At 34.5% G+C, this 16,153-nt stretch carries 17 protein-coding genes, 1 tRNA gene and 1 other annotated feature; of the genes, 14 read left to right on the top strand and 4 right to left on the bottom strand.

The window, feature by feature from the left end; translation table 11 throughout:
• Positions 1 to 2 precede the first annotated feature (2 nt).
• Together FC86_RS06070 and FC86_RS06065 are read right to left on the bottom strand one after the other, a co-directional pair.
• Positions 3 to 974, bottom strand: a complete 972-nt coding sequence (locus FC86_RS06070; protein WP_056975173.1) for an AEC family transporter — start codon at positions 972 to 974, stop codon at positions 3 to 5.
• A gap of 26 nt (positions 975 to 1,000) precedes the next feature.
• A complete protein-coding gene (locus FC86_RS06065) occupies positions 1,001 to 2,644 on the bottom strand; it encodes a malolactic enzyme (protein WP_056975172.1) in 1,644 nt (547 codons plus the stop codon).
• Positions 2,645 to 2,782: 138 nt separating this feature from the next.
• On the opposite strand from FC86_RS06065, the gene FC86_RS06060 reads away from it, so the two are divergent.
• Positions 2,783 to 3,661: a LysR family transcriptional regulator gene (locus tag FC86_RS06060; protein WP_056975171.1), complete on the top strand. Its 879-nt coding sequence runs from the start codon at positions 2,783 to 2,785 to the stop codon at positions 3,659 to 3,661.
• A 40-nt stretch (positions 3,662 to 3,701) separates the two neighbouring features.
• Here FC86_RS06060 and FC86_RS06055 read toward each other — a convergent pair whose 3' ends face one another.
• Complete coding sequence (locus FC86_RS06055; RefSeq protein ID WP_056975170.1) at positions 3,702 to 6,083, bottom strand: Xaa-Pro dipeptidyl-peptidase; 2,382 nt, start codon at positions 6,081 to 6,083, stop codon at positions 3,702 to 3,704.
• 148 nt (positions 6,084 to 6,231) lie between these two features.
• Positions 6,232 to 6,305: transfer RNA gene (locus FC86_RS06050), tRNA-Arg, on the bottom strand.
• 151 nt (positions 6,306 to 6,456) lie between these two features.
• Positions 6,457 to 6,529: a sequence feature (ribosomal protein L21 leader region), on the top strand.
• Positions 6,530 to 6,547: 18 nt separating this feature from the next.
• Here FC86_RS06050 and rplU point away from each other — a divergent pair.
• The 13 genes from rplU to recN all read left to right on the top strand — a co-directional run bounded on the left by rplU (position 6,548) and on the right by recN (position 16,087).
• A complete protein-coding gene (gene rplU, locus FC86_RS06045) occupies positions 6,548 to 6,859 on the top strand; it encodes a 50S ribosomal protein L21 (protein WP_056975169.1) in 312 nt (103 codons plus the stop codon).
• 31 nt (positions 6,860 to 6,890) lie between these two features.
• Positions 6,891 to 7,184, top strand: a complete 294-nt coding sequence (gene rpmA / locus FC86_RS06040; RefSeq protein ID WP_056975168.1) for a 50S ribosomal protein L27 — start codon at positions 6,891 to 6,893, stop codon at positions 7,182 to 7,184.
• Between the two features lie 49 nt (positions 7,185 to 7,233).
• Positions 7,234 to 8,322: an aminopeptidase P family protein gene (locus tag FC86_RS06035; protein WP_056975167.1), complete on the top strand. Its 1,089-nt coding sequence runs from the start codon at positions 7,234 to 7,236 to the stop codon at positions 8,320 to 8,322.
• A 62-nt stretch (positions 8,323 to 8,384) separates the two neighbouring features.
• The gene (efp, locus tag FC86_RS06030) at positions 8,385 to 8,945 is read left to right on the top strand and encodes an elongation factor P (RefSeq protein ID WP_056975166.1); all 561 of its coding nucleotides are present in this window, start codon (positions 8,385 to 8,387) and stop codon (positions 8,943 to 8,945) included.
• Positions 8,946 to 8,971: 26 nt separating this feature from the next.
• Entirely contained in the window at positions 8,972 to 9,394 is a 423-nt protein-coding gene (locus FC86_RS06025) for an Asp23/Gls24 family envelope stress response protein (protein ID WP_056975165.1), read from the top strand.
• A gap of 13 nt (positions 9,395 to 9,407) precedes the next feature.
• Positions 9,408 to 9,806 carry a transcription antitermination factor NusB gene (nusB, locus tag FC86_RS06020; protein ID WP_056975164.1) on the top strand — a complete coding sequence of 133 codons (399 nt, stop codon included), beginning with the start codon at positions 9,408 to 9,410 and terminating at the stop codon, positions 9,804 to 9,806.
• A 56-nt stretch (positions 9,807 to 9,862) separates the two neighbouring features.
• Positions 9,863 to 10,708 (top strand): bifunctional 5,10-methylenetetrahydrofolate dehydrogenase/5,10-methenyltetrahydrofolate cyclohydrolase, encoded by an 846-nt coding sequence (locus FC86_RS06015; RefSeq protein WP_056975163.1) that lies wholly within the window; start codon positions 9,863 to 9,865, stop codon positions 10,706 to 10,708.
• Entirely contained in the window at positions 10,708 to 12,066 is a 1,359-nt protein-coding gene (gene xseA / locus FC86_RS06010) for an exodeoxyribonuclease VII large subunit (RefSeq protein ID WP_082618876.1), read from the top strand. The genes FC86_RS06015 and xseA overlap by 1 nt, the downstream gene beginning before the upstream one ends.
• Positions 12,059 to 12,283 carry an exodeoxyribonuclease VII small subunit gene (locus FC86_RS06005; RefSeq protein ID WP_056975162.1) on the top strand — a complete coding sequence of 75 codons (225 nt, stop codon included), beginning with the start codon at positions 12,059 to 12,061 and terminating at the stop codon, positions 12,281 to 12,283. The genes xseA and FC86_RS06005 overlap by 8 nt, the downstream gene beginning before the upstream one ends.
• 7 nt (positions 12,284 to 12,290) lie before the next feature.
• Positions 12,291 to 13,136, top strand: a complete 846-nt coding sequence (locus FC86_RS06000; protein ID WP_056975161.1) for a polyprenyl synthetase family protein — start codon at positions 12,291 to 12,293, stop codon at positions 13,134 to 13,136.
• A gap of 3 nt (positions 13,137 to 13,139) precedes the next feature.
• Positions 13,140 to 13,949, top strand: coding sequence for a TlyA family RNA methyltransferase (locus FC86_RS05995; RefSeq protein ID WP_056975160.1), 810 nt, complete (start codon positions 13,140 to 13,142; stop codon positions 13,947 to 13,949).
• A 9-nt stretch (positions 13,950 to 13,958) separates the two neighbouring features.
• Positions 13,959 to 14,399 (top strand): arginine repressor, encoded by a 441-nt coding sequence (locus FC86_RS05990; protein ID WP_056975159.1) that lies wholly within the window; start codon positions 13,959 to 13,961, stop codon positions 14,397 to 14,399.
• A 14-nt stretch (positions 14,400 to 14,413) separates the two neighbouring features.
• Complete coding sequence (gene recN, locus FC86_RS05985; protein WP_056975158.1) at positions 14,414 to 16,087, top strand: DNA repair protein RecN; 1,674 nt, start codon at positions 14,414 to 14,416, stop codon at positions 16,085 to 16,087.
• Positions 16,088 to 16,153: the final 66 nt, after the last annotated feature.

Below are 16,153 nucleotides of genomic sequence, written 5' to 3'. Positions count from 1 at the left end.
AATTAAATAAATTGAATAATTGACATTAAAATGGGAACAACAATGATAAATAATACGGTACTTGTTGTCACAATATTAGTTGCATATTTAACATCACCGTGAGCCTCATTAGCCAAAATAGGCAGAACGGCAAGCATAGGTGTTGCTGATTGAACAATTAAGGTTTGAGAAGCAAGTGTCGGTAAATCAGAACCCATGCCTCTAACCGCTGTTAATACCAAAATCATGATAATAGGTGAGACAATGAATCTACCTAGTAAAGCTACGATAGTATCACGGTCAAAACTGATGCTTTTTAGTCCTGCATCAGCTAAAACAATCCCGATGTAAATCAATGATAAAGGTGTCACTAAGTTTCCAACATAAGTTAACGCGGAACTGACAAACGAAACTTTCATAATTGGAATATTTAGTAGTAAAAAGATAAGAGCAACTAAGAAACCGATTAAAGGCATTGGTAGAACTTTCTTCCAATCAATTTGACGTTTAGTTTTTTCTTGAGGTTTAGTTGGGTCATCATTTGAAATCAAGAAGACACCAAATGCCCAAGTTGAAACGGTATTAACAATATAGTAGACCAAGAAGAAGGTCATACTTTTATCGCCAAATAGAGCAATATTCAAAGGTAAACCAATAAATATTGTATTAGCATTAACAATTGCATTAACGAAGACGCCACGACGTCCGGGACGAACTTTCATAATTTTAGCTAGTGCAAAAGCAATAATATAGCCAATGATTACACTAATAAAAGCGTAAACAAGATACAAAGAAAAACTTGATAATTGGTCGCGAGATAAGCGGCTCAATACTGAAACAAAGATTGAAGCTGGCAATGCAATATTTTTGATGAATTTTGAAATGGTTCCAGCAAAATTATTGTCGAACCATCCTGATCGTCTGAGAATATAACCGAGTACCATAATCAAAACGACGACGAGAACGCTTTGAATTGAATTCCATAAAACTGCCATTTTAAAACTACCCCTTAATGTTGAATTTAGTCATTGTTGATGTCTTGATATTCAGGTGTCCATTTCATATCAGCTACGGCTTTTTTGACATCTTGAATAGGTTCTTTGTTTAGACCTTGATCAACAATACTTTGAGCAACGACTTCTGCTAATTTTTGTGAGAATTCTGTAATTTTTGAAACGGGAGGTAAGACAGCTGCACCAGGCTTTGAAGTATCAACAATTCCGCCTAAAGCGTGACAAGCAGCAGATAATGTTTCTTTATTAAGTAATTTAGCTGTTGAAGCAATTAACCCAAATCCTAAACCAGGATACATCAAAGCATTATTTCCTTGGCCAATTTGGTAAGAAACACCGTTATAGTCCACATCTTCTGCAGGGATACCTGTTGCGACTAGTGCACGACCATCTGTCCATTTAATTAAGTCTTCAGCGGTAGCTTCAGCTAATTTTGTTGGATTTGATAATGGGAAAATAATAGGACGTTCAGTGTTTTTAGCCATTTCTTTAACGATAGTTTCGGTGAAAGCACCAGGTTGAGTAGAAGTCCCAATCATAATTGTAGGATGTACGGCTTTGACGATAGCTTCTAGGTTAGTCAATTCATCAGCGTTAGTGAATTCACTACGTTTTCTGGTGAAAGGTTTTTGAGCAGGAGTTAAATCAGGTGTATCTTCAAATAATAGGCCTTGTTTATCAACGGCATAAAAGTGCTGTTTAGCTTCTTCTTCAGTCAAACCTTCTTGCATTAATTCGTCCATAATTTGGTTAGCAATTCCCATGCCAGCAGTTCCGGCACCGAATGTTAGAATTTTTTGGTCTTTGATGCTTTCTTTTGAAATATTTAATGCGCCTAAAATACCAGCAAGCACAACCATACCGGTTCCTTGAATATCATCATTAAAAGTCGCAATTTTATCCTTGTATTTATCTAAAATAACTTGAGCATTTGAACGGCCAAAGTCTTCCCAGTGTAATAGTGATTCAGGAAATAACTTTTGTTCTGCTTGAACAAATTTGTCGATTGCTTCATAGTAACGGTCGCCTGTAACTCTTTTGTGGCGGTTACCTAAATATAAGGGGTCGTCTAATAGTTTTTGGTTGTTAGTTCCGGCATCAATGCTGACAGGAAGCACTTGTGAAGGATCAATACCTGCAGCAGCAGTGTAAACCATTAATTTACCAATTGCGATGTCAACACCGTTAACGCCCCAATCTCCCATACCTAAAATACCTTCACTATCTGTCACAACAACTAAGCGGATATCACGACCACCAGCTGCGTTTCTTAGCGTATCTTCAATATCTTCGGGCGTATCGACAGAAACAAATGCAGCATTTTGAGGATTTAAGAACAGTTCATTGTATTGTTCAATAGAATCTGCAACTACGGGATCATACACAATAGGCATGAACTCAACAAGATGGTCATCCATCAAACGATAGAATAAAGTTCTGTTTTCGTTGAATAGTGTCATCAAGAAAATGCGTTTTTCAAGCGGTGTTGTTTTGCTTTGAAATTGAGCATATGCTTGCGTTGTTTGTTGTTCAAGTGTTTGAACTTGGCTAGGAAGAGTTCCAGTTAAGCCTAATTTTTGACGTTCTTGTTTTGTGAAAGCAGTTCCTTTATTTAAAAAAGGATTATTTAAAATAGATTGGTTATGTAACATTTTGATGTTCCTTTCGACTATATAAAATTAAGTACGAATCTTATCCTAGAACTGTCGAAATATTATAGTCAAACTTGTGATATACTATAAATTAATTTTATAGTATACCTAAAAACACTGTCGTAATGGGAGTTAGTTATGAACATTAAACATCTAGATTATTTTCAAGAAATTATTAGTCAAAAAAATTTTTCAAAAGTGGCTGAAAAATTTGAAGTGAGTCAGCCAACAATTACAACGGCTATTAAAAATCTCGAAAAAGAATTTGGTACAGCTTTGTTAGTACGTGATCGCATTCATAATACGGTTAGTCCCACACCAAGTGGATTACAATTGGCTGAACATGCAAAAGTTGTCTTACATGAAATTGAAGTAGCCCATCAAGAAATTAATAATTTGACACAAAATAAGATTGTACTGGGATTGCCGCCAATTATCGAGAATTACTATTTTCCTAAGATAGGATCAAAGCTAGCCAAAGAAGGCCTACTTTCAAATGTTCATACAGTTGAAGGTGGATCAATAGCTTTGCGTAATGCCGTAAGAGATGGCAATGTTGATTTGACTTTGCTTGGATCAATTGAACCTTTGGCTTATCAAAATTTAATAGCAGAAGAATTCGATAGGCAACCTTTTTGCGTTTATGTTTCAAAGTCGCATCCTTTAGCTAATCGAAAACGGATTTATTTTAACGAGCTTCGTCACGATGCTTTTGTATTTTTAGATAGTAATTTTGTTCATAACACAGCGTTTAATAAACTAAGTCGACGGAATCATTTCAGACCTAACATTGTCTTTAAATCTAATGATACACATATTTTGATGAAATTAATTAGTGAGAATGTAGGGGTGGGGTTCTTTACTAAGATAGTTGACCATAACGAAGAGGAAGTAACTTGTCTAGAATTATTAGATCATGAACAGCCTGAATTTATCACGAGTATTGTGTATCGAATAAACTATGTTTTGACACCTAGCCAACAACAATTATTGACTATTTTGCACAGTATTTTATAGAAAAAAGCCAACTCAGATAGCAAGAGTTGGCTTTTTGTTTTTATTTGATTGAGTAGTTAAATGATGATTGTGTTAAGTCAATAGTATAAGTTGTTTGTTCTAGTGGACGTTTGGTCATGCCAACGTCTGTGCTGTAAATAATTAAGCCTAGTTGACTGTCTTTTGGAAGATGGTAATACGTAGGCTGCAGTTCAAAACTTAACTTGTAAAATTCATTAGGATTAATATCGACTGCTTGTTTACCTTGGTAGTTTTGCAAATTAGCATGTCCTTTTGCGATTAATTTAAAATCTGTTGTTTGAGTTTGAGGTTTAAATTCTCGCAGTGTTTCATAAGCAAATTGATAACCTAAAGGTTGAGCATTCATCTCAATGATTTGAGGAACGATTGATAAACGATGGCGTTTTTGATACTCAACTAACATTACAGATAGTTGACCTTTGTTCATTGAAGAAGCCACAGATAAGTTTATCTTTGGACGTCCTACCAAAGTACTATCAGTATTATTTTGAGAAAGTCTAATTTTAAGTTGTTCAGAAGCTAACTCGGATAATTCTCCTTTGATGAATGCATTTTCCCACTGTCTGGGACTTAGACCAAGCTGCTTGAAAGTTTGTCCATTATCTGTGAAGATCTTAACTTTTTCAGAAGCTAGTTCAGATAATACTTGAGAATGTGGCGCACCAATGGCATTATTCCATGTTTTTTCAGCGTGCCATACATCTGCTTCGATATTATCTTGTATTAGAACATTAGGCCACTGCTCAGCAGCGTTATTTTGACTATTTAGTAGTTCTTCAGATAGCCATAAGTTCATCATGTTAGTGAAATCGATGGAAGCAAGGTTGTTCATGTAAACATGTTCACCTTGATGGAGGAATAATTTATGCTTAATAGGAAGTTTTTCTAGTTCTTGCCAAAGTTTGTAAACATTTTTGGGTTTAACATTCCAGTCATTAAGGCCATGGACACCAATATAAGAACAGTTTAGCTTTTCGAGTTGATGGCGATAGTTTCTAATGTCCCAAAACTCACTGTATTGTCCAGTTGTACGATCTTGTTGTTCTTGTAGGTAGGCCATTTGTTTTTTGAATTGTTCTTGCAATTTTAAAGCATGCCCGCTGTCTTTTAAATTACTTTGGCAAACAACAGCTAATGAATCACAATCTTCACCCTGGCAAGCATCAGGAGCGATAACTAAACCATTTTCACGATAATAATCATACCAACTTGAAATAGCTGCTTCAGAAATAATTGTTTTAAGTCCTTTAACTCCCGTGCTTGCAACAGCTGTTGCAAGGGTTCCTAAGTAAGATTTACCGGTCATGGCAATATTACTATTTGACCAAAAAGCAGCGGTTGTTTTGGTTCTTGCAGGGGAAGTATAAGCAATCCTATCACCTGTAAGCCACTCAATAACTTCTTTAGCACAAGTTGTTTCACTAGGATCACCAGTGTTGCGTAAGCCGTCAGAACCTCTTGTTCCAAAACCACCAGCGTATATATTAGCAAACCCACGAGCAAAGAAATAGTCATTTAGACGATAAATACGTTGTCTTGTTGCTGTTTCTTCAGCATGTTGTGTAGAGGATGCATCAAGGACAGTTTTTTCAAATGTATTAATAGTTGCTTCTCTGAAATAAGGCTGATTTTCCATTGTTACTTTGGTGAGGTTTTCATCTACATTATGCAAATCATTTTTGTCATCATTTGTACCACCAAAATAGGGGTTGGCTGTATACAGGGAGGGAACTTTTAGACCAAAATCAGTTTCTTTTGGTCTAAAAATGGTGACTTGAAGCAAATCTTTTTGACCATCTAAGTCGGTATCAAGATCACTTTCAACATAAACAACTTCTCTAATCATGTTTTGAGCATCAAAAACAGGCAATGATTTACCATTAAAGAATAGGTGTTGATTAAAGTGAGGGTCTTCAATGTATTTTAAGAAGAATCCTTTATCCGCAAGATTATCAATTAACTCATATCCGTTTTTTGCACGTGTATTTAATAGTAGATACAGTGCTTCGATGAAGTTGGTATCATCTATTTTATCTGTTTCAATAAAAGGCAATTGATTTTCTTTCAATAGCTTAAAAGGATCTGATAAGTCAAAATCTTGATTAGCTTCGTAGTTGAGTAATTGGAGAGCTAGAGCATAGAATTCGCAATTACTAAGAGCTGTGTTATCTTTATTTAACCATTGTTTAAGTGTTTTTTGATTATTGATAGCTAGTAAATCAAATTTATAGTCAAGAGATTCATTTGATGTGACTTCAGGAAAAAAATTGCTAAAAGCTGTGTAGATATTATTTGAAAAAGAGAGTTTGTTGTAGTTTTTAGATACAAAATCTAGTTGTTCAAGTTCTTTTTGCTGTTGCTCCAGTGGCAGGTGTAATCTGCCATATTGATTATAATTCATCTGAATCCTCCGCATTATTAAAAAATTAATGATTAGCTAATAATAATTTTATCTTTTTTAGAGAGATAATAAAAGGGCTTAACGTTAGATAAACAAAAAAGGGACTAACTCTCAAATGAGTTAGTCCTTTTTTGATGGAAATATAAGATGACACAGGTGAGATTCGAACTCACGACCTACGGTTTAGAAGACCGTTGCTCTATCCAGCTGAGCTACTGTGTCAAAACATTACTTAAACAGTATACCTAGAATGAGAGCAGGTGTCAACAATAAATGCTAATTTTTTTAAAAGAAATATTTATTGAATATTTAACTTAATAAATTGACGTTTTATTACTTATTTGATAATATTAAGTAGTTGTATTTGTGTACCTCACATCTGCAACCGCATGCTCAAGGTTTTAAGCCGTTAGGCACCTTGTTTAGTGGCGAGTCTAAGAATATATTTTCAGGAGGTGTACAATATGTACGCAATTATTAATACAGGTGGTAAACAGTACAAAGTCGAAAAAGGCGAAGCTGTTTACGTAGAAAAATTAAACATTGAAGAAGGCCAAAACGTAACATTTGACCAAGTTGTTCTTGTAAACGACGGCAAATCTACAAAAGTTGGTACTCCTTTTGTTGAAGGTGCTAGTGTTGTGGCTAAAGTTGAAAAACAAGGTAAAGAAAAGAAAGTTGTTACTTTCAAATACAAACCTAAAAAACATAGCCATACTAAAAAAGGTCACCGTCAACCTTATACAAAAGTGGTTATCGAAGATATTAAAGCTTAATTTAATTTAATGACTTTGCGAGGTGAAAAAAATGCTAGATCTTAACAATATTAAACTATTTTCTAAACATAAAGGTGGAGGTTCTACTACTAACGGTCGTGACTCTGCTGGTCGTCGTTTAGGTGCTAAACGTGCTGATGGTCAAACTGTAACAGCTGGATCAATCTTATTCAGACAACGTGGAACAAAAATCCATCCTGGTCAAAACGTTGGACGTGGTGGTGACGATACTTTATTTGCAAAAATTGAAGGTGTTGCCAAATTCGAACGTCTAGGTAGAGATCGTAAACAAGTTTCAGTTTACCCATTAGAACAAGCTAAATAATAACTTTTAAAAGGCTGAAATTATTCAGCCTTTTTTTATTGGAGGAAATATGAATCTTTATCAAAAAAGAAGAGAACAAATCTACCAAAAATTAACTAAAGAGCAAAAACAGGCAGTATTGTTATTCAACGAAAAAAATATTCGCTATTTAACTGGGTTTACAGGTGATGAAGCTCAGCTGTTACTCACTGTGCAAGAGGAGGCAGTGTTAATGTCGGATTCGAGGTTCATGGGTCAAATTGAATCTGAAGTTGACAAACAAGTTGAAATTTATAACAAAAAAAAATCATTGCTTAAAGAGTTAAGTGAAGTTATAACTAGTCGAAATATTAAACAACTAGCAATTGAAGGCGATCACATTAGTGCTTCTTTATTTATGGACTTAGCTGATAGGTTGAGTCTTATTGAACTTAATTTTTGCCATCAGTGGGTAGAAAAACTTCAAATGATAAAAGATACTGATGAAGTTTCCCTAATAAAAAAAGCAATTGAAATTTCAGAAAAAAGTTTAGAAAAAATTTTACCAAAAATTAAACCAGGCATTACAGAAAAACAGGTAGCTAATTTATTAGACTTTCAACTAAAACAAGATGGCTTATCCGACATTAGTTTTGAAACAATTGTTGCTTCAGGCTATCGTAGTGCCTGGCCACACGGAGCTGCTAGTGATAAAAAAATCAAAAACAATGAGTTAGTCACAATTGACTTTGGAGGTTACTATAAAGGGTATACGTCAGATATTACGAGAACTTTTGTGGTAGGTGAAGTATCTGATGAGCTCCAAAGAATTTATCACATTGTTTTGGAAGCTAATAAACGTGCCACGGATAAAGCAAGAATTGGTTGTACAGGACTTGAAGTTGATCGTGCAGCACGTGAGTATATTCAAGAATGTGGGTATGGCGAATATTTTGGACACGGAATTGGACACGGTATCGGTTTGAATGTTCATGAATTAACTGATTCAAGATTATCGTTCAAAGATGTCACATTACAAAAAGATATGATTATTACAATTGAGCCTGGTATCTATGTTCCAGGACTTGGCGGTGTTAGAATAGAAGACGATGTATTAGTAACTGATGGTGAACCAGAAGTACTAACGACATTGTCTAAATCCCAATTAATCAAATTATAATCTTGCACTATACATATTAAAATTGATATTATAAAGTACAAGTAAAAGCGGAGGAAAAATACATGATTTCAGTAAATGATTTAAAAAATGGTTTAACAATTCAATTCGATGGACAATTATGGAAAGTAAATGAGTTTCAACACGTAAAGCCGGGTAAAGGTGGAGCATTTGTACGTACAAAATTACGTAACTTGAGAACAGGTGCTGTTCAAGAAAAAACTTTCCGTTCAAGTGAAAAAGTTGAACGTGCAACAATTGATAACAATGAAATGCAATATTTATATGCTGATGGTGACAAGCACGTGTTCATGGATACAAAAACATATGAACAAGTTGAATTACCAAATGATGAAATTGTAGAAGAATTAAAATTCATGAAAGAAAACATGACTGTCAACGTGACAATGTTTGAAAATGAACTACTAGGTGTTGAACTACCTAAAGTTGTTGAATTAACTGTTGCTGAAACAGAACCTGGAATTCGTGGAGATACTTCTTCTGGTGGTTCAAAACCTGCTACAATGGAATCAGGAGCAGTTATACAAGTACCATTCTTCGTTAACGAAGGTGATGTATTGAGTATTAACACAACAGATGGAACATATATTTCTCGCGCAAACTAGTAGATTAGTAAAGTAGAGGTGTCGATATGGCAGAAGATACAGCGATTTTGTTAGCAAAAGATGGATCAGATGATCAAATTAAGGTTAACCTGCATGTACTTGAAATTATTTTGGGGATTGCCGCAACAAAAGTAGAAGGCGTTTATCAAATGCGAGGTACTTTTGGCAATAATCTCAATGAATTATTTGGGCGTATCAATCGAGGTAAAGGTGTCACAATTGAGGTTAATGAACATAATCAGTTAAAGACAAATGTTTACGTTTACTTGAAGTACGGCGTTAGTGTTCCGCAAGTTGCGTTGACACTTCAAAAAGAGTTAACTGAGCAGCTTAAACAAATGACTGATTTAAAATTAGATAAAATTAATATTCATGTTGTTGGTCTTGTTTCTCAAAAACCTGAAAAAATCGACCCTGATGCTTTATTTGACGAGGAAATGACTGATTAAGGGAGAGCCAAATATGAACCAACACGATATCCGCCGAGCAGTGCTTCAAGCAAATTTTATTCAATTAAGTAGTGAGTTAACAGTAGATCAAGCACTTGAAACTGTGAAAAATCATTATTTGAACGAAGAAGATACATTACCTCAATTCTTAGAATTGTTAGTTAAAGGTGTGGCATCAAAAAGAGATGAATTAAATCAAGTCATTGATGACCGTTTAAGTGATAAATGGCAATTTAACCGAATTGCTAAAATCAATATTGCAATCTTACAATTAGCATTGTATGAATTACAGTATACTGAAACACCAACGGCTGTTGCTATTAACGAAGCTTTGAATTTAGCTGATGAATTTAGTGACGAAAAATCCAAGAAATTTATTAATGGATTATTATCAAATTTTAGTAAGCAATAATAATGAAAAAGCTGGTATATTTTTGTATACCAGCTTTAATTATAATGGAGGAAACTATGTTTAAACTGATAAGCGGAAAAGCTATTGCCCAAAAGAGACAAGAAAATTTGCGTCTAGAAGTTGAGAACTTAAACGCTAATGGCGTAACTCCTAGTTTAAGAGTGGTTTTAGTTGGAAATAGTGGACCTAGTGAAATCTATGTGCGTAATAAAGCACGTCGTGCGAAGGAACTTGGGCTAGATTTTAACCTAATTAGATTCGATGAAACAGTTTCTGAAAAAGAATTAATTGAATTTATTGATTCATTAAATCATGACAAAACTGTGGATGCTATATTGGTTCAACTACCTCTTCCACAGCACATTAATGAAGAAAAAGTTGTTCAAACAGTCTCGCCCAATAAAGATGTAGATGGTTTTAGCCCGATTAATTTTGGCTATTTATGGCAAAATAATCCAAATATTATTCCTTCTACAGCTGGGGGTATTATGACTTTACTTGAAGAAAGTGATATTACGACTACCGCTAAGCATGTTGTGATTGTCGGCCGTAGCAATATTGTTGGCCGTCCTTTGGGAGCTTTGATGTTAAATTCTGATGCAACAGTTACCATGGCTCATTCTAAGACTAAAGATTTGAAGTCGATTACCAAACAAGCTGACATTTTAATTAGTGCGGTAGGTAAAGCACACTTTATTACAGCAGATATGGTTAAAAAAGGTGCTACAGTAATTGATGTCGGGATGAATCGAGATGAAAATGATAGACTAGTGGGAGACGTTGATTTTGATGATGTTTCTTCAGTAGCCGGTGCTATGACCCCTGTTCCTGGAGGAGTTGGTCCAATGACAATTTTGACATTAATGGAACAAACTATTGAAATAGCTAAAAAGCGTGTTTAATGATGACAGAAGAAAAATATTTAAGTGTTTCAATTTTAACAACCTACTTAAAGCGAAAATTTGATTTGGATCCATATCTCAAAAAAGTATATTTAACAGGAGAAATTTCTAATTTTAGAATGCGTCCTAATACACATCAGTATTTTTCAATTAAAGATAATCAATCCAAAATTAATGTGGTGATGTTTAAGTCCGCTTTTCAAAAGTTAAAATTTACCCCCGAAGAAGGAATGAAAGTGCTAATAGAGGGTCATGTTAGCATTTATCCACCGACGGGTAGTTATCAGTTTTATATTGATAGCATGCAACCTGATGGGATTGGAGCATTATATGCAGCATATGAACAACTCAAAAGTAAGCTAATCAGTGAAGGAATATTTTCGGCTGATAAAAAAGAAATCCCAAAGTTTCCAGACAAATTAGCAGTTATTACAAGTCCGTCTGGGTCTGTGATTCAAGATATTATTACGACAGTTAAACGGCGTTATCCTAAATGTCAGATTGTTTTATTTCCAGCAATTGTACAGGGTGAAAAAGCCAAAGATAGTTTAATTAGAGCTATTCAACAAATTAAACAAACACATCTTGAATTTGATACAGTGATAGTTGGCCGAGGCGGTGGATCGATTGAAGACTTATGGCCATTTAATGAAGAACAAGTGGTTCGACAATTATTTGAGTTGGACATACCAATTATTAGTTCAGTTGGTCACGAAACTGATACAACTTTAAGTGATTTAGTAGCAGATGTTAGAGCTGCTACGCCAACGGCTGCTGCAGAAATTGCAACACCTAATTTACCAGATGTCATTAATTATTTAACTCAAGCTAGAAGCAGAGTTTATCAATCAATTTCAAAAGAACTAGCTTATCGTAAGCAATCATTAGTTAATCTAACTGACAATCCTTTCTTGAAAAATCCTGGTCGTATTTATGAGCAGCAGCTACAATTAGTAGATCAACTATCTAATCGCCTGCACCAAACAGTTAATCAAATTGTAAAGAAAAAGAGTTATCAATTTGAAATTATTGGTCAACAAATAGATGGTAAGTTATTGAGTCAACGAATTAGTCATTATCAAATGCTGGTAGACAATCAAGAGCGTCAGTTAACTTATTATTTTAGGCAACTGTTAAATCAGCAACTAGCACGTGTACAATATGCAATGAATCAATTAGATGCACTAAGTCCGCTCAACACAATGAATCGGGGATATACTTACACAGAAGACAGCCAAGGACAACTAATCAAAACGGTTGCTGAACTGTCTGCCAATCAGCAATTAATAGTTCACTATCAAGATGGTAGTGCGATAGTAGATGTACGTGAAATAAAAAAGGAGAATAAAGATGACTGAATCAACTAACTTTGAATCCCAGTTACAAGAATTGGAAACTATTGTTAAAAATTTAGAAAATGCACAAGTTCCTTTAGAAGAAGCACTTGATCAGTTCAAAAAAGGTGTTGAGCTAAGCCAATCGCTTCAAAAACAATTAGTTAGTGCAGAAGATACTGTTAATAAACTAATGAATGAAGAAGGACAACTACAAGACTTTAATACAGAAAAGGACTAAATATAGCGTGAAAAAAGTAAAAGAGTTGCAAGCAGATTATTTATCAAAATTTAACCAATTTCTAACTTCTGAAATTGAAACAAAAATCCAAAATCCTGATTTTGCTCAAATACTTAAATACTCAATTCAAGCGGGTGGGAAACGAATTCGCCCCCTATTTGTATTTGCTGTTTGCAAGATGTTTAATCGTCCAATTGATCAAACTGTTTTTAAAGCGGCAGCCGCAATTGAATGTTTGCATACTTATTCACTTATTCATGATGACTTACCAGCTATGGACAATGATGATTATCGCAGGGGTCAGTTAACTAGTCATAAAAAATTCGGTGAAGCTAATGCAATTTTAGCTGGAGATGCTTTGTTGACATTAGGTTTGCAGTGGCTAGCTGAATTACCTAATCATGCTAGTGATATTGTTGCTTATGTTAGTCAAGCTGTCGGTCCAAATGGTATGGTTTATGGTCAGTACTTGGACGTTCGGTCTGAAACTGATCAATCGATTCAAGATATCGCAAAAATTCATCATTTGAAGACAAGCCGATTATTTCAGGCAAGTTTATATACCGGACTTAAGCTGTCTGAAGCAACGGCAGATGAAATTTCAAGTACCTTGCGTTTTGGGGATGCATTTGGATTAGCGTTTCAAATCTTTGATGATTTAGATGATGCTAAACAAAGTTCACCAGAAGGTCATGACGATCAAGATAAGACAACTTATGTTAGCGTATATGGAATTGACGGCGCACAATCTCATTTGACCGAAGAGATAAGTAAAGCTCGATTAGCATTAATTGATATGTCTGGTTGTGATTACTTATTAGATTTTTTAGATTACTTTGACAGCGAGGAATAAGAGTTGAAAAAAAGAGTAGATGTAATTTTAGCAGAACAAGGGTATTTCCCTTCAAGACAACGTGCTCAAAGTGCGATTATGGCGGGGAACGTCTTAGACCATAATCATCAACGAATTGATAAAGCGGGAGATAAATTTGAGGAATCTGAAACATTTATCTTAAAAAATCATGATGCTAAGTATGTGTCACGAGGTGGCTTTAAATTAGAAAAAGCCTTGAAAGTTTTTGATATCTCATTACAAGATAAAATTTGTTTAGATATTGGCGCTTCAACTGGTGGTTTTACAGATGTTGCCTTACAAAATGGTGCTCAAAAAGTTTATGCTTTAGATGTAGGATATAATCAATTAGCTTGGTCTTTAAGAGAAGACCCTCGAGTAGTTGTGATGGAAAGACAGAATTTTCGTTATAGTACGCTGGCTGATTTCACTCAAGGTCGTCCAACTTTTGCGATGACCGATGTCTCATTTATTTCATTAAAACTAATTTTGCCACCCATGTATAATATTTTAGAAAATAATCACGATGCCGTTTGCCTAATTAAACCTCAATTTGAAGCAGGACGTGAAAAAGTAGGTAAAAAAGGGATTATTAAAGACCACAAGGTTCATGCGGAAGTACTAGAGACAATTATTGATTTCTCACTAAAAACTGGTTTTGATGTTCTTAACCTAGACTTCTCACCGATTAAAGGTGGTCATGGTAACATTGAATTTTTAATTCATTTACGTAAAAATGAATCTGGGTCTGGTCAAAACCAATGGAATAAGCCTGTATCAGAACTAATAGCGTTAGTCGATGAAGGAATTTAAAGTAAAATAATGAAAAAAGTACTGAGACAAAATGCAATTTTAGATATTATTAAAAATAATACTGTGCAGAGTCAACAAGAATTACTAGACCATTTAAATCATCGAGGCATCGAGACTACACAGGCGACAATATCTAGAGATTTTGATGATTTATACATTGATAAAAATCGTTTAACAGCTACAGGTTTTGCTTATGGTCAAAATAAAAAAATGACGCAATTGAAGAAAGATAGACAGTTTTTGTCGTTTCCAATAACGGATATTAAGCAAAAGCGTGACATGGTTCAACTACAAACACACCCAGGAATGGCTGAGGCTTTGGGTGAAGAAATTAAATCCAAAGATTTAGAAGGACTATTCTCTGTTATTGAAAATGATGCATTGGTTCTAATTATTTTTTATTCAGTTAAAGATGCATCAGCTTTTATTAAATATTTGCATCAATTGTAAGAAATGGGGATGCTATGTTAAGTCAATTAGATATTAAAAATTTTGCGATTATTGAAGAAATTCAAATGACGTTTAATAATAAAATGTCAACTTTAATTGGTGAAACCGGTGCGGGTAAGTCAATCATTATTGATGCATTATCACTACTACTTGGTCAACGCGCTTCGTCTGAAATGGTTCGCAGTCAGGCTAGTGAAGCGGTAATCACGGGATTATTTGAACTTGATCGCAATCATGATAAGATTCAACATTTACTAGATAATTATAATATTGAGCTAGATGATAGCCAATTAGTTATTCAAAGACGACTTTCTCAAAAAGGGCGCAATATTATACGTGTAAATGGAGAACTGACAACAGTGAGTTTACTGAAGCAATTAAGTCCATTCTTAGTAAATATTCATGGCCAGCACGACCAACAAATTTTAATGAATCAAATGGCTCATCTCTCGTTGTTAGATGATTATGCTAAAGAAAAACTAAACAAAGTTAAAAAAAATTATACTGAAGCATTTGAAACTTATCAAAACTTATCTCGTAAATTAGAAAAAATCACGGATAATGCTCAACAAGTTGCTCAACAAGTTGATATTTTAAATTTTCAAATAAATGAAATAGATGAAGTTGAAATTAATTTTGAAACGGACCAAAAACTTGAAGAGGAACTTGAAAGGTTATCAAATTTCCAGTCTATTAGTGACAAAATCTATCAATTATTAGCTTATTTTGAATCAGATGACCAAGGTTTAGCATCAATGATGAATGCTGTTAAAGCTGAGTCAGATAATCTAACTGTTTACGGAACGGAGTTCAAAAATTTAGCACAAACTGTTAACGATGCTTATTACTCGATTGATGATGCCAATCATCAACTGCATACGATTTCTGATAACTTTGACTTTGATGAGGATCATTATCAATATATTTCTGATCGTGTAACGCAATTAGTAACGTTGCAAAAAAAATATGGCCCCACATTAAAAGACGTACTCTCTTTTAGAGACAGCGCTCAAAAACAATTAGATGAATTATTTTTCAGTCAAGATGATATTGAAGCCATCAAACAACAACGTGAAAGCGTTTTAAGAGATGTTAAAAAGTATGCTGCCCAACTGACAGATATTAGAAGTAAACAAGCTAAACTTTTAGAGCAAGAAGTTAAGCAGCAGTTAAAAGATTTGTATATGGATAAAGCCCAATTTGAGATTAGATTTCGGTTAAATAAAGAGTTTGATAAAAATGGTCAGGATAATGCGATGTTTTATATTTCATCTAATACTGGCGAAAACCTGCAGCCCTTACACAAAGTAGCTTCTGGTGGAGAACAGTCGCGTGTGATTTTAGCCTTGAAAACTATTTTTTCACGAGCTGATCAGGTTTCTACCGTTATTTTCGATGAAATTGATACGGGAGTTTCTGGCAGAGTAGCGACCGCCATTGGTCAAAAAATGAGGCAAATTGCCCAAAATCAACAGGTTTTAGTTATTACGCACTCGCCACAAATCGCCTCATTATCGGATTATCGCTATTTGATTGAAAAACAAGTTCTCGATAATCGAACAAAAACAGTGATTAATAAACTTAATTTAGACGATTCAATTGAAGCTATTGCCAAGATGATTGCGGGTGATTCAGTTACCAATCCAGCTTTAGAAAATGCTAAGGAGCTACTTGGTTTAACGCAATAGAGGCTATTTATATCTTAAGGCTTGAAAAATGTTTGGAATTATTGCATTATTATAGTAATACTTTAA

The sequence above is a fragment of the Holzapfeliella floricola DSM 23037 = JCM 16512 genome, assembly GCF_001436605.1.
GTDB lineage: Bacteria > Bacillota > Bacilli > Lactobacillales > Lactobacillaceae > Holzapfeliella > Holzapfeliella floricola.
The sequence above is the reverse complement of the archived record's forward strand: the minus strand, read 5'-3'. Positions and strand labels throughout refer to the sequence as shown.

Bases quoted from the DNA above. Each gene is read 5' to 3' on its own strand.
- FC86_RS06070 (WP_056975173.1), bottom strand. From the start codon at position 974: ATGGCAGTTTTATGGAATTCAATTCAAAGCGTTCTCGTCGTCGTTTTG.
- FC86_RS06065 (WP_056975172.1), bottom strand. From the start codon at position 2,644: ATGTTACATAACCAATCTATTTTAAATAATCCTTTTTTAAATAAAGGA.
- FC86_RS06060 (WP_056975171.1), top strand. From the start codon at position 2,783: ATGAACATTAAACATCTAGATTATTTTCAAGAAATTATTAGTCAAAAA.
- FC86_RS06055 (WP_056975170.1), bottom strand. From the start codon at position 6,083: ATGAATTATAATCAATATGGCAGATTACACCTGCCACTGGAGCAACAG.
- rplU (WP_056975169.1), top strand. From the start codon at position 6,548: ATGTACGCAATTATTAATACAGGTGGTAAACAGTACAAAGTCGAAAAA.
- rpmA (WP_056975168.1), top strand. From the start codon at position 6,891: ATGCTAGATCTTAACAATATTAAACTATTTTCTAAACATAAAGGTGGA.
- FC86_RS06035 (WP_056975167.1), top strand. From the start codon at position 7,234: ATGAATCTTTATCAAAAAAGAAGAGAACAAATCTACCAAAAATTAACT.
- efp (WP_056975166.1), top strand. From the start codon at position 8,385: ATGATTTCAGTAAATGATTTAAAAAATGGTTTAACAATTCAATTCGAT.
- FC86_RS06025 (WP_056975165.1), top strand. From the start codon at position 8,972: ATGGCAGAAGATACAGCGATTTTGTTAGCAAAAGATGGATCAGATGAT.
- nusB (WP_056975164.1), top strand. From the start codon at position 9,408: ATGAACCAACACGATATCCGCCGAGCAGTGCTTCAAGCAAATTTTATT.
- FC86_RS06015 (WP_056975163.1), top strand. From the start codon at position 9,863: ATGTTTAAACTGATAAGCGGAAAAGCTATTGCCCAAAAGAGACAAGAA.
- xseA (WP_082618876.1), top strand. From the start codon at position 10,708: ATGATGACAGAAGAAAAATATTTAAGTGTTTCAATTTTAACAACCTAC.
- FC86_RS06005 (WP_056975162.1), top strand. From the start codon at position 12,059: ATGACTGAATCAACTAACTTTGAATCCCAGTTACAAGAATTGGAAACT.
- FC86_RS05990 (WP_056975159.1), top strand. From the start codon at position 13,959: ATGAAAAAAGTACTGAGACAAAATGCAATTTTAGATATTATTAAAAAT.
- recN (WP_056975158.1), top strand. From the start codon at position 14,414: ATGTTAAGTCAATTAGATATTAAAAATTTTGCGATTATTGAAGAAATT.